The organism is Campylobacter sp. MG1, assembly GCF_026616895.1.
Taxonomy (GTDB): Bacteria; Campylobacterota; Campylobacteria; order Campylobacterales; family Campylobacteraceae; genus Campylobacter_E.
This window is the reverse complement of record NZ_JANYME010000004.1, coordinates 59,697-72,607: the sequence shown is the minus strand read 5'-3', so window position 1 is coordinate 72,607 and position 12,911 is coordinate 59,697. Positions and strand designations below refer to the sequence as shown.

Annotated in this window: 13 protein-coding genes and 1 other RNA gene; 5 read left to right on the top strand and 9 right to left on the bottom strand. The window is 25.7% G+C overall.

What is annotated here, in order from left to right; translation table 11 throughout:
• Position 1 precedes the first annotated feature (1 nt).
• The gene (locus tag NY022_RS04485; protein WP_324287465.1) at positions 2-1,945 is read left to right on the top strand and encodes a PBP1A family penicillin-binding protein; all 1,944 of its coding nucleotides are present in this window, start codon (positions 2-4) and stop codon (positions 1,943-1,945) included.
• A 250-nt stretch (positions 1,946-2,195) separates the two neighbouring features.
• Here the strand turns inward: NY022_RS04485 and NY022_RS04480 are convergent, their stop codons facing one another.
• Positions 2,196-2,951: a hypothetical protein gene (locus NY022_RS04480; protein WP_267523869.1), complete on the bottom strand. Its 756-nt coding sequence runs from the start codon at positions 2,949-2,951 to the stop codon at positions 2,196-2,198.
• Between the two features lie 53 nt (positions 2,952-3,004).
• Between NY022_RS04480 and rnpB the strand changes: the two genes are divergently transcribed.
• Positions 3,005-3,329: RNase P RNA component class A (gene rnpB / locus NY022_RS04475), an RNA gene on the top strand.
• Between the two features lie 9 nt (positions 3,330-3,338).
• Positions 3,339-3,707 (top strand): YbgC/FadM family acyl-CoA thioesterase, encoded by a 369-nt coding sequence (locus NY022_RS04470; protein ID WP_267523867.1) that lies wholly within the window; start codon positions 3,339-3,341, stop codon positions 3,705-3,707.
• Positions 3,708-4,603: 896 nt separating this feature from the next.
• Here the strand turns inward: NY022_RS04470 and NY022_RS04465 are convergent.
• Positions 4,604-4,939 carry a restriction endonuclease subunit R gene (locus NY022_RS04465; RefSeq protein WP_267523865.1) on the bottom strand — a complete coding sequence of 112 codons (336 nt, stop codon included), beginning with the start codon at positions 4,937-4,939 and terminating at the stop codon, positions 4,604-4,606.
• A 17-nt stretch (positions 4,940-4,956) separates the two neighbouring features.
• The gene (locus NY022_RS04460) at positions 4,957-5,484 is read right to left on the bottom strand and encodes a restriction endonuclease subunit S (protein ID WP_267524044.1); all 528 of its coding nucleotides are present in this window, start codon (positions 5,482-5,484) and stop codon (positions 4,957-4,959) included.
• 284 nt (positions 5,485-5,768) lie between these two features.
• Between NY022_RS04460 and NY022_RS04455 the strand changes: the two genes are divergently transcribed.
• Together NY022_RS04455 and NY022_RS04450 are read left to right on the top strand one after the other, a co-directional pair.
• Positions 5,769-6,560 (top strand): DNA-methyltransferase, encoded by a 792-nt coding sequence (locus tag NY022_RS04455; protein WP_267524043.1) that lies wholly within the window; start codon positions 5,769-5,771, stop codon positions 6,558-6,560.
• Positions 6,557-7,297 (top strand): DNA-methyltransferase, encoded by a 741-nt coding sequence (locus NY022_RS04450; RefSeq protein ID WP_267523863.1) that lies wholly within the window; start codon positions 6,557-6,559, stop codon positions 7,295-7,297. The genes NY022_RS04455 and NY022_RS04450 overlap by 4 nt, the downstream gene beginning before the upstream one ends.
• On the opposite strand, the gene NY022_RS04445 is transcribed toward NY022_RS04450, so the two are convergent.
• The 6 genes from NY022_RS04445 to NY022_RS04420 form a co-directional block, all read right to left on the bottom strand.
• On the bottom strand, positions 7,294-8,592 hold the full coding sequence (locus NY022_RS04445) for a type II restriction endonuclease subunit R (protein WP_267523862.1): 1,299 nt from the start codon (positions 8,590-8,592) through the stop codon (positions 7,294-7,296). The two genes, NY022_RS04450 and NY022_RS04445, sit on opposite strands and share 4 nt — an antisense overlap.
• 83 nt (positions 8,593-8,675) lie before the next feature.
• A complete protein-coding gene (locus tag NY022_RS04440; protein ID WP_267523860.1) occupies positions 8,676-9,233 on the bottom strand; it encodes a D-sedoheptulose 7-phosphate isomerase in 558 nt (185 codons plus the stop codon).
• On the bottom strand, positions 9,226-10,602 hold the full coding sequence (locus NY022_RS04435) for a bifunctional heptose 7-phosphate kinase/heptose 1-phosphate adenyltransferase (RefSeq protein WP_267523858.1): 1,377 nt from the start codon (positions 10,600-10,602) through the stop codon (positions 9,226-9,228). The genes NY022_RS04440 and NY022_RS04435 overlap by 8 nt, the downstream gene beginning before the upstream one ends.
• The gene (ccoS, locus tag NY022_RS04430; protein WP_267523856.1) at positions 10,599-11,294 is read right to left on the bottom strand and encodes a cbb3-type cytochrome oxidase assembly protein CcoS; all 696 of its coding nucleotides are present in this window, start codon (positions 11,292-11,294) and stop codon (positions 10,599-10,601) included. Before ccoS ends, NY022_RS04435 begins: the two co-directional genes overlap by 4 nt.
• Before the next feature lie 58 nt (positions 11,295-11,352).
• The gene (locus tag NY022_RS04425; protein WP_267523854.1) at positions 11,353-12,126 is read right to left on the bottom strand and encodes a DUF169 domain-containing protein; all 774 of its coding nucleotides are present in this window, start codon (positions 12,124-12,126) and stop codon (positions 11,353-11,355) included.
• A gap of 1 nt (position 12,127) precedes the next feature.
• Complete coding sequence (locus tag NY022_RS04420) at positions 12,128-12,910, bottom strand: MetQ/NlpA family ABC transporter substrate-binding protein (protein WP_267523852.1); 783 nt, start codon at positions 12,908-12,910, stop codon at positions 12,128-12,130.
• Position 12,911: the final 1 nt, after the last annotated feature.

Sequence of the window (12,911 nt, the reverse complement as noted above, 5' to 3'; positions counted from 1 at the left end):
TATGAAAAAAATATTTTATTTTATAGCAATTTGTTCTATCATATCAGTAGCAATAATTGGGTATTTTCTAAGTAATATTGAAAATAAAAACATTGATTTTAAAGATTTTGATGTAGATTTAACAACTCAATTTTATGATAGAAATGGCACTTTACTTGCAAATGTTTTTAACGAAAATAGAGCTTATGCTAGATTTGAAGAAATTCCACCAAGACTAATTGAAGCATTAATTGCTATTGAAGATACGAGTTTTTTTGAACACGAAGGAATTAATATTGATGCTATTTTTAGAGCAATTATTAAAGATATTCAAAAAGGTCGCTTAGCAGAAGGTGCTTCAACTCTTACTCAACAACTTGTGAAAAATCATTATTTAACAAGTGAAAAAAGTATTAAAAGAAAAATAAATGAAGCAATAATTAGTTATGAAATTGAAAAAAATCTAACAAAAGAACAAATATTAGAAAGATATTTAAACTTTATATTTTTAGGGCATGGATATTATGGGATTAAAACAGCTGCAGCTGGGTATTTTCATAAGGAATTAAACGAACTTAGCCTTAAAGAAATGGCTATGCTAGTTGGCTTACCAAAAGCTCCTAGCACATATGATCCTACAAAAAGAATTGATTTATCGCTTTCAAGAGCTAATGCGGTTTTAAAAAGAATGTATGATTTAGGCTGGATTAGTGAAGCTGAATATAAACAAAATGTAGCTTTAAAACCGATTGTTTATGATGAGAGTTTAACCCAAAATAAAGCTCCTTATGTAATAGATGAAGCTATTAGACAATTACAAGCTATGGGAATTGAAGACATTAAAACAGGTGGTTATAGAGTTGAACTTAGTGTTGATTTGAGTACTCAAAAAATAGCTGAAGAAGCTATTAAGTTTGGATATGATGAACTTATCAAAAGAGATAAAGATATAGATTTAAACCAAATCAATGGAGCTATGATAGTTACAGAGCCTAGTAGCGGGGATATTTTAGCTTTAGTTGGTGGGGTTGATTATTATAAAAGTAATTTTAATCGTGCTACTATGAGTAATCGCCAAGTAGGTTCAAGCTTTAAGCCATTTGTATATCTTACAGCTTTAAATCTTGGATATTCACCTGCTAGTGAGATTGCTGATATTGCGAGAGTATTTGAAACTCGTGATGCACAGGGTAAGAAAATGATTTGGAAGCCTAAAAATTATGGAAAAGATTTTAATGGTTTAATCACTCTTAAAGAAGCACTTACAAAAAGTAGAAACCTAGCTACAATTAACTTATTACTTGATACTAGCCTTAGTTTTGTTCATCAAACAATTACTAAATTTGGTTTTACAAATGTTCCACAAGATTTATCAATAGGATTAGGTTCTTTTGGTGTTAGTCCTTATAATTACGCTGAACTTTATAGCATTATTTCAAATTATGGAACAAAACAACCTATTAGATTGATTACAAAAGTTACTGATAAATTTGGTAATGAAATTGAGTTAAAAACCAAAGAAGCAGAAGAATTTGTAAAACCTGAACAAGCTTATTTAATGATTGATATGATGAAAAATGTTGTCGCAGCCGGAACTGGTGGTGCAGCAAGAATTGCAGGACTTGAAGTAGCTGGAAAAACAGGGACATCAAATAAAAGTATAGACGCTTGGTTTGTAGGTTTTACGCCTAGTATTCAAGTAATAACTTGGTATGGTAATGATAATAATAAGCCTATGAAATATTATGAAGGTGGTGCTAGAACGGCTGCTCCTGTATTTAGATATTTTATGCAAAAATATTTAGCAGAAAATCCAAATATTAAAAGAACTTTTGATATACCAAAAGGCGTTGAAAAAAGAGTAATTGATGGTAAAACTTGGTTTTATACAGATAAATCACCTTTACCAAAAGCAAGTAGAAATGACATATTAAAACAACAAGAAGAAGATGGATTAATGTTTTAATATTTAATTATTTTAGTTCCTATTTTAAATAATTTAAAATAGGAATTTAATTTTTAGACTTCAAATTATTAGCATATAACTTATAAAACATATCACTACATAGCTAGAATAATTATTACTAATTTTAAATGTAATAATTTGCTTATAATATAAAATCTTGAAATTAAAAGCTTTTAAATTTTAATTTTAAAATCTAAATTTCTAATTTAATTTCTATAATTTAGTGATTATAAATCTAGCAATTTTTGTATCATAAATTAGTAATATCTTTAATAATTGAGCTAATTTCTATAAAGCCATCAACTTCTCTTAAAAACAAATACTCATTTGAAGGTTGTTTTAGCGCTAAATAATTTTTACCTAAAACTTCATTGCAATATAAATAACTAGCAAAACTCCCACTCCCACAAGCGCTCTCATAAAATAAAGTCTTAATATCTCTTACCCAGACAATAGGCTCAAGGCAATCACCTTGTAAATACATAAAACCACTTGCTTTTTTGTCTAAAAAATCATTATCTTTTAAATATGAATATGCAAATTCTTTTAAATTAATTTTAGATAAATTTAATTTTTTCGTATAAATAATATGAAAAATATCTCCTAAATCTACATAATATATATCATCATCAAGCTTATTTAATTTATATTCATTTTTAAATCTTAAATAATAAAAATTATCATCTTTATATAGTTTTTTAATATTATTATCTTTTATAAAATCACTGCTACTAATACCGCATAAATAATCTTTATCATTTAGTTTAATTTTTGTAGTTTTTAAATTATTAGTATCTAAAAAATACTTTCCCGCACATCTTAAAGCATTAAAACAAATCTCTCCACCTGCCATTTTTAATTCATAATCTTGTATAAAGCCAACTTGTTCAACATCTTTATGCTTAGATAAAATCTCATTATTTATACTTTTAAAATCTAAGTTATTAATACCAATAACCAAAGCTGTAGTATTTCCTGCTGGATAATATAAATTATATTTATACATTTTTTACTCCTTTAATTTTCTTTATCTTAAACAAGCTTAGTTAAAATGGCGTAAGAGTATGGTGGATAATCGCTTTTAATTAAGAGGAAAGTCCGGGCTGCAATAAGATGAGGTTCCATCTAACAGATGGCTAGAGCAATCTAAGGGAAAGTGTAACAGAAAATAAACTTCCTAATTTTAGGTAAAGGTGAAACGGCGGGGTAAGAGCCCACCAGTGATTATGCGAGTAAAAGCAATTCAGCTTATAAACCCAACCTGCAGCAAGAAGGGGTGGTTTTTATCTTATATTTTAAACCCTTCGCTAGAGTGCTATTGTGAAATAGTAAGTAGATAAATGATTATCCAAGACAAAACCCGGCTTATAGCCATACTCTTTTAAGGATTAGGATGCAAATTAGAGTTTATTATGAAGATACTGATTGTATGGGGATTGTCTATCATACAAATTATTTAAAATATTGTGAAAGAGCTAGGAGCGAATGGTTTTTCGCTAATGAAGGAAAAGATTTATTAAAAGAAAATCCTTTTGCATTAAGAGAAATTAAGGCTATTTATAAAGCACCTGCTAAATTAGGAGATATTTTAGAAGTTAAAAATATTCTTGTAGGATTTGATAAATATTGTTTAGAATTAAAGCAAATAATTTATAAAGATGATAAAGCTATTTTTGAAGCTTTTATAAAATTAGTTCATATAAAAGATGGCAAACTATCTCCAATTAGTGAAGAATTAAAAGAATATTTATCAGTTAGATAAATATTCTTTTAATAATATTATTTATACATTTTCAACAAAATCTTTATCTAATAAACAAAACTAAATTTATAAATCTGTAAAATAATCATATGTATTGCATACTTTTAAATTACTTACTCAATATTAGATTAATCAGTATCTATCATCACTAAGATATGAATTTGCACTAAAATCTTTATTGTATATTATGTCATTTATAAGTTTTTTATACTTTTCATATTTATTTTTGTCTAATGATAGTAGCTAATTTTTCATAATTTTATAATTTAATTTTATATTTTTAATATCTTTTAAATATTATTATCATAAGATTTTGAAATATCAAATATTTTAAATTTATATAACATTAAAAAATTTTGTCTAGATTATATTAAAAACTTATTTGATGAACTATAATTTTACACCTTAACATCATAATTAACTTAATATTAACTAATATTTGTTTTGAATATCAAAAATATTCTATTTTAAATTTTTTAAATACACTAATATTTAAAAATATACTATTAGGAATTTAACTTTTTAATTTTTTATATATTAAATATACATTGATTAATCATTGTATTAATATTATCATCCATATAATTTTTATAAAAATCTTGATTTCTAAATAAAACTAATAATCAAATAATTTTTTATAGCAAAAATAAATTTTTAACAAAAGTACAATAGCCTTTAATACCATTGCTGTAAAATAAGCTCTAAGTTTTTATCACTTAACTCATTTATTAAAATAAAAAATAAATCACTAGTTTTTACAATACATATTTAACCAAACAAATAAAATTGATAAATTCAACAGTAATTTATCGCATTATTTTTAAATCTATCATTTCTTATACTTTACATAAAAAATATAAAATATTTAATAATTTTTTATTTAGCTACTAAAGTAACTAAATAAAAATATCTGTAATACTACCTCTCACATAATCATTATAGCCATCTAAAGGGTTTTTATTATTGTAATAATATAAATATACTTTTATATCATTATGACTTTTTCCATTTACTTTAAAGATACTTTCAAAGCCTTTTATTTTATCTATCGAATTTTGACTACAAGTTAAACCTTTAGGGTCTATAAAATATATGCTCTCAATTCCACTTGCTCTATCTTTTAACCAAAAAATAAAATCAGGGTAAAATTTTCTATAAATTTGACTTTGTGTATCAAAATAAGGGATATAAATATCATCTACATTTTCAACAATTCTACTACCCCTCCCCACTCACTATCATTTAAAAATTATATTCTTAAATATTTATTTAATATTCCATTTATCTTATTACTTATATCATTTTGATAACTTTCAAGTTCAAGAATTTTATTCTCTATTTTATCTATAATGTTGATTAAAAGTTTTTGTTTATCAATAGGTATTAATGGTATTTCAACTTCATCTTTTAAAATTTGAGAATTTAAGCTAGTGCCAAATGTATTTTTATTTTTTAGATCTAAATCTATAACTTTATTTTTAAATAGATAAAACAAATACTTATCTAAAACTATATTTTTATCCTTAGGTATAAGCCCAGCAATGGCTTCATTTGTATATAAATCAGCTCCGGCTAATGCTATTTTTCCTATGCTTAATTTAAAACTTAATAAAGTAGTCCCACTTGGTATTAACTTAACATTTGATTCTTTTACACCTAGTTCTGTGATTTTTTCTTTTGTATCAGATATTATATTGCCATTCATTTCAGCAATACTAACCCATAAATTATTTCCACCATAGTATAAATGATTTTTCCTACTAGGTGTACCGCCGATTAAAAACTTATTGAATTTTTTAATGACTGTTTTCTTTTATTTTTTTCATTATTAATTTTGGTAATTCTACCAAATATATTTAACTATAATATAAAAGTGTTTATTAATGTAAAAAAAATATAAAATAAATCCAATATAAACTTAATTTTTTACTTAATTAATTTTTAAATATAACTAATTAACTACAATTTAAACTTAAAAAAATATAATTACTAGTATTATGCATTACAAGGGTTAATTTGAAAAATATGATAAATAAAGTCTTTTATAAAAGCTCTAGTAATATGAGTGAAGTAAAAGATAATTCAGTAAAACTTATAATTACATCTCCACCATATTTTAATATTAAAGATTACAGCAAAAACGGAACTCAAAATTTTAAGCATTCAGAAATTTTAAACGGTGATATAGGAAATATGAATAATTTTAATTTATATATAAAATCCTTGGTTGATGTATGGAAAGAGTGCGAAAGGGTTCTAGAGCCAAATGGCAAAATTTGCATAAATGTACCCTTAATGCCAATGCTTAAAAAAGACTTAAATACTCATTACAATAGGCATATTTTTGACTTACAAAGCAGCATTCAAAATAGCATTTTAGAAAATACTAATTTATTTTTATATGATTTGTATATTTGGAATAGAACTAATACTTCTAAAGGATTGATGTTTGGCTCGTATCCTTATCCAGGCAATTTTTATGCACAAAATACTAGCGAATTTATAGTTGTTTTTGTAAAAGATGGTAAGCCAAAATTTAAATCTCAAGAAATAAAAGAAAAAAGTAAATTAACTCAAAGCGAATGGGTAGAATACACCAAACAAATTTGGAATATCCCTATTCCTAGTAAAGGCGATTTAGCTTTTGGAATACACCCTGCTATAATGCCTGAGCAAATTCCTTATAGATTAATAAAGCTTTTTTCTTTTATTGATGATGTAGTTTTAGACCCTTTTACAGGAAGTGGAACTACATTAAGAGTGGCTAAAATGCTAAATAGAAAATATATAGGTTATGAATTATACGAACATTACAAAAATGTCATAAATAAAAAATTAGAAGGTCTATTTTGAAATTAAATTATAATGAAATTTATAACCTTGATGTATTTGATTTTTTAAAATTTATAGAAAATAATTCCGTTGATTTAGCGATAATTGACCCACCTTATAATTTAAAAATCGCAGATTGGGACACTTTTTTAACTTTAGATGATTTTTTAAAATTTAGCTACAAATGGATAGATGAAGTATTACTAAAACTAAAACCTAATGGTAGTTTTTATATATTTAATACCCCTTTTAATAATGCTTTATTTTTAAATTATCTACAAAACAAAAGTTGCTATTTTAAAAACTGGATTACTTGGCATAAAAAAGACGGTTTTGCTAACGCTAAGAAAAAATATAACAATGCAAGTGAAAGCATATTATTTTATACAATGCACGATAAAAAATACACTTTTAACGCTGATAGTATAAGAGTAGAATATGAAAGCAAAGAAAGGATAGAACACGCATTAAAAAAAGGAATCTTAAAAAATGGTAAAAGATGGTATCCTAATCCAAATGGCAAATTATGTACCGAAGTATGGGGGATAACTAGCCAAAAACACAAAGAAAAAATCAATGGCAAAACACAAAAACAAAAGCATCCAACAATAAAACCCTATGAAATGATAAAAAGAATGGTTTTAGCTAGTAGCAATGAACATGATGTGGTATTAGATTTATTCGCAGGTAGTGGAATAGGATTAAAAGTTTGCCAAGATTTAAATAGGCTATATCTTGGCACTGATATTAATTATTAAATAGAATTTAGCAACATCTCATTAATTTTTTCTAAAACTTCTTTTAAGCTTTTCAGATATTTTACATTTTTATCATATAAGCATTTTACTATATGTGGTGGTATACTAAAATCAATAAAATTCATATCATAATCATTAAAATCTAATTTTATATTTTTACTGCAATTTTGACTTATTATTGAATGACTATGTGCATCTATTAAAATTAAATTTTCCCAACGGTCTAATTCTAAAAACTCTTCTTCTGTTTTAGCTAAAAGCAATGGCACTATGTGGTGCAATTCATAGCCTTTTCCTTTAATTGTATTTTTATCAATTTTATGGTTTATAAAGTATTCGTCTTTTGTTTTATTTGAGCGATTTAATAGTTTTACTGGGTTTTTTACTATACCGTTATTTTGTTTGCTTCTTAGACTTAATTCATCTTTATTTATCTCCCCAACGCTAAATAAGATACCGAAATCAAACAACATAAAAAGCTGTTGAGTTTCATTTATCCAATTATGAAAATCTCTTTTTTTAGTTTTATCAAGTCCTTTAAAGATATCATTGTTTTTAGGATTTGCGTATTTTTTGATAATCTCTACTATCTTTTCTCTTTGAAATCTTGATAATTTTTTAAAACTTTTAATATATTCTAAAACATCATTAAATTTTACTTTATCAATCTCAGTAACAAAAAGCATAAATTCTATCTCGCTAATACTTTTTATCTTATTAGTATCTAACAAAAGCATAAATTTTAAAAGCTTAGTATCAAAACCACAATGTAAATTATCTAGGGCTAAAGACCAAAACCTAGCAGCATCAAAAATTTTATTTTCTCTTATGTTATTTAAAAATTTATATCCTAATTCTGTGATATTTATATATTTGGTATTTGACCTGATGTGTGGATTGTTTAACTTACCTTTGTTATTAAATCTATTAACAAACCCCATTCTAGCCATATCTACTAAGTGGTTTTTTCTCAAACTATCTTGAGTGGTTCTATCCATTTTCTTAGCAATATTGCTAGTAAGCTCGGCATATTGCAATTCATCAGGTGTATTACTCGGCCTTTTACTCATATCTGTGGTTCTTATTTGTAACACTTGCAAATTATATTTATTCAAAATTTTATCTATTTCATCTAAAATAATAAAAATATCATCTTTTGTATATCTATTATGTTGCGATAGATGTTTTCCTCTATAATCGTCTCTTTTTAATCTATCAATCAAATAATCAGTCCCTGCAAAAGGAATCATTTTTAATTCTTTTTCCAAATCACTCAAAGTAAAACTATAACTCATTTAACCCTCCTTATGTTACTAATTTATTTATATTATTTAATAATTCTTAATAATAATAAAATAAAAAACATCTCATTACTAAATCATTTAAAATACCCATCAAGTAATTCACAAATGCTGTGAATTGTAAAAATATGCACTTCTTGGATTCTAGGAGTATCTAAACTAGGAGCTTTTAAAGTAAAATATGGACTATCTTTTAATTTCTCACTCGCCATTAAAATACACTCGCAATTCATACTATTTGCTACTTCAAGCGCTTTAATCACATTTTTACTAGTCCCACTCGTGCTTATTCCAAATACTACATCACCTTGCTTTGCAATAGCTTCAACCTGTCTAGCAAATACAAATTCATATCCATAATCATTTCCTATAGCTGTTAGCGCTGAAGTATCTGTGCTAAGTGCAATAGCGCTTAAGCCTTTTCTTTCTGTTTTGTATCTACCACTTAATTCAGCCGCAAAATGTTGAGCATCTGCAGCACTTCCACCATTACCAAAAATCAATATTTTTTTGCCATTTTCTAAAGCTTTTTTTATAATCTCATAAGCTTTTATAATCTCATTTAAATATTTTTCATCAATTCTATTAAAAGCATTTTTATGCTCGTTTAATTCATACATTAATTTATTAATCATTATTTTTCCTTATTTTCTCTATAATACTTGTGCTTGAAAAACCTTTTTTAAATTCTATTAATTTAACTTCCTTAGCAAATTCAGCTCCAACTACTACTTTTCCTTCGTAATCAGCACCTTTTACTAAAATATCAGGTTTTAAAACTTTTATTATTTCAAGTGGTGTATCTTCATTAAATTCACATACAAAATCCACAAACTCTAAAGCATTTAACATAGCTTTTCTAGTCATTATATCATTAATAGGGCGCTTATTTCCTTTCAGTCTTTTTACACTATCGTCTGAATTTAACCCTACTATAAGAATATCTCCTAACTCCTTTGCACTTCTTAAATAACTTAAATGCCCATAATGTAAAATATCAAAACACCCATTTGCAAATACTACTTTTTTTCCTTTACTAAGCTCTTTTATCTCATTAATATCTTTGCATTTATAAAATTCATTATCAAAGTTAATAATTTCATCAAGTCCAACACTAACAGCACCGATTTTTCCCACAACTATAGCCGCAGCTTTATTTGCTAAATCTATACTTTTACTAATACTAAAATCATTCGCTAGAAAAAATGATAACGATGATATAACACTATCCCCTGCACCAGTAACATCAAAAACCTCCTTAGCAAGAGCGTAATGATGGTTTAATTTATTATCATAAAGTGCTGCTATACCATTACTACCTAATGTAATTAAAGGAATTTTTAAATTTAACTCATTTTGCATTTTCATTAAAGCGTTATTCAATTCAAAATCATCTTTATCATTAAATTTACCTAAAAACTCGCAAGCCTCTTTATAATTAGGAGTAATGATATCAACTCCACTAAATTTATAAAAATCTTTTTTTGGGTCAGCTAATGTTAAAATATTTTTATCTTTTGCATAATTTATCAATTTTTTAGCTAAATAAGGGGTTATTACGCCTTTTGCGTAATCACTAAACACTATAACATTATAAGTATTTTGTTCTATCATAGAAAATAATTTATTAGCAATATCTTCACTAATTTCATCTGTGCTTTCTATGTCAATTCTTACAATTTGCTGATTTGAACCAAAAATACGAGTTTTTGTAGATGTTTTTCTATCATTTAATTTTAAAATATAGGAATTTATTTTTTGAATTTTTAGTTCATTTTCAATAAATTTTGCACTTTCATCATTTCCTAACACACTTAATATATCAACACTAGCCCCTAAAGAAGCTAGATTACTAGCAACATTTGCCATTCCGCCTAAGACCTTTTTCTCGCTAGTTGGAGTAATTACAGGAACAGGTGCTTCAGGACTTATTCTATTACAATTTGCAAAAACATAAATATCGTATATTAAATCTCCCACTACAAGTGCTTTTATATCCTTCATTCAAAATCCTTTTTAACATCTAATAAATTACAAATTTGCTTACACGAAACCTCACTAAAATCATCACTAAAAAAATAACGATTTTTAATATTTGCATTATAAGCTGCTTGCATATCACTTGGTTTATCACCTATAAAAATTGAATTATTTAAATCTATATTAAATTCATTTGCTGCACTAAAAATTAATCCAGCTTTTGGTTTTCTACATTCACAATTATCAGCTGGAGTATGCAAACAAGTATAAATTTTAGTAATTTTTATTTGATGATTAGAAAATTCTTTAATTATTGCATTATTAAAATTTTCCATTTGTTCTTTTGTAAAATACCCACGCCCTACTCCACTTTGATTCGTGATAATAAATATTAAATATCCTTTATCTTGAAAAAATTTAACAATTTCAAAAATATTAGGTATAAATTCTAACTTTTCTAATTCATAAACATAAGAAAAATCTTTATTTATAACACCATCTCTATCTAAGAATAAAGCTTTTTTTTGATTTTTCAACGCATTTTTACGATTTTCTAAAATAATCGCATCTTGTAATGATTCCTCACTATCATTAAGCTCTAAAAATCCCCTATTTTCTATAAATTGTTTATTCTTAAAACCCCATACAAATGCTAAAATAACAATAAAAGCTAAAAATATAGACATACCTATCATAAGCATTAAAACATTTTCCATAAACCATCCTTATAGTATAAGTTTATGAAAAGTTTTTTAATAAATAATATAAATTTGTTTAAGCTTTTTTGTAGTAATTACACGAATATTCTACTTTATAATCTATCTTATTTAATTTTAAATTCTCTTCTATAATTTTTTTCTTTTTATCGTGCTCCATTGGATTTATGGTATTTAAAATACCTCTAGCTATACCTTCTAAACATTTTTTATTAATCCCTATTGACATATCATCATCACCCCAACCAGCCTTGTGTCTTGTGCCTGTGCATAAAAATGATATGCTTATATTTTTATTTTGTAAAATTCTAGTAGTACTTTCATAACAAATTGCTTGATTTCCTATAACTTCAAGATTATCACAAATTCCATAACTATATGTATATCCTTGAAAAATACGCATAGCATTATAAGGATTGCAAATAAAAATTATAACATCAGGTAAATTTAAATAATTTTCAATAGGAGCTATAACAACTCCATAATTTTGCTCTTTAAAGTAGTTTAATTTTGAACGAACATTAAAAGCTGTTTTATCGTCTTTATAAAGCCCCCAACTAGCCCATCTTTGTCCTTTATCATTCAATGTATCAGATGGATTTATACCTAATACTCTAGGAGCACTTTTGCACTTAAAATCAGCTTCTTTTGCCTTATAAGCAGCTCCCATAGCAGCCATTCTTACCATAGCACAATAATTAAGAGTCTTTGATGGCTCTTTAAAATCAATTTTTTCATATTCTTCTTTTGAATTAATTAATTTAATTCCTATAATTTTATACTTTAAAATTAGTGAAGAATAAAGTGTATTAACAATATCAATATAATTCATATTAGTCCTTATAAAACTCAAAAACTCCAGGAAAAGCAGCATTTATCTTATCTTGCACACCTTTATCTTTAAAACTATTTGCAAAATCAATTGCCCATTTTGCATTTTCATTTTTTGCCTTTACAATAACACCCATAGGAACATTTATCATTTCATTATCTCTTGCTAAATAACTTTTTGGGTCTTTTTTAGCATTACTCATATGAGTAAAAAACACGCAAGCAGCATCTAATTCATCCAATGCTTTTACTGTTTGGGCTTGGTCTAAATCTATTATTTGTATATTTTTAGGATTTTGTATAATATCAATAATTGTAGGATTTTTTACATTTTCATTTAATTTTATAAGCCCTATGTTTTCTAAAATTCTAAGTGCAATTTGCATATTCATAGCATCGTTCATTATTGCAATTCTTGCATTTTGTGGAATTTCTTCAATATTTTTATATTTTAAAGAATAAAGTCCTATACCCGTATAATAACCATAAGGCTTAACCATCACTAAATCTCCACCCTTACTAGTATTATAATTTTCTATAAATTTTTTATGCTGACCTAATGAAATATCAACTTCTTCACTATTACAAGCCTCAAGGCAAACTGGATTTGCATCAAGTAAAATAAATTCACTTTTATAGCCTTTACTTTCAAAAACAGGCTTAATAGCATCATAAGTTACTTTTGAAATCACAGTTCCACCGACTTTTATGACTTTTTTATCATCATTTGAACAAGCTATTAGCAAAAATACTAAAAGCAACAAAATACCTTTAAATATTCTCATT

Bases quoted from the DNA above. Each gene is read 5' to 3' on its own strand.
- NY022_RS04485 (WP_324287465.1), top strand. From the start codon at position 2: ATGAAAAAAATATTTTATTTTATAGCAATTTGTTCTATCATATCAGTA.
- NY022_RS04480 (WP_267523869.1), bottom strand. From the start codon at position 2,951: ATGTATAAATATAATTTATATTATCCAGCAGGAAATACTACAGCTTTG.
- NY022_RS04470 (WP_267523867.1), top strand. From the start codon at position 3,339: ATGCAAATTAGAGTTTATTATGAAGATACTGATTGTATGGGGATTGTC.
- NY022_RS04455 (WP_267524043.1), top strand. From the start codon at position 5,769: ATGAGTGAAGTAAAAGATAATTCAGTAAAACTTATAATTACATCTCCA.
- NY022_RS04445 (WP_267523862.1), bottom strand. From the start codon at position 8,592: ATGAGTTATAGTTTTACTTTGAGTGATTTGGAAAAAGAATTAAAAATG.
- NY022_RS04440 (WP_267523860.1), bottom strand. From the start codon at position 9,233: ATGATTAATAAATTAATGTATGAATTAAACGAGCATAAAAATGCTTTT.
- NY022_RS04435 (WP_267523858.1), bottom strand. From the start codon at position 10,602: ATGAAGGATATAAAAGCACTTGTAGTGGGAGATTTAATATACGATATT.
- ccoS (WP_267523856.1), bottom strand. From the start codon at position 11,294: ATGGAAAATGTTTTAATGCTTATGATAGGTATGTCTATATTTTTAGCT.
- NY022_RS04425 (WP_267523854.1), bottom strand. From the start codon at position 12,126: ATGAATTATATTGATATTGTTAATACACTTTATTCTTCACTAATTTTA.
- NY022_RS04420 (WP_267523852.1), bottom strand. From the start codon at position 12,910: ATGAGAATATTTAAAGGTATTTTGTTGCTTTTAGTATTTTTGCTAATA.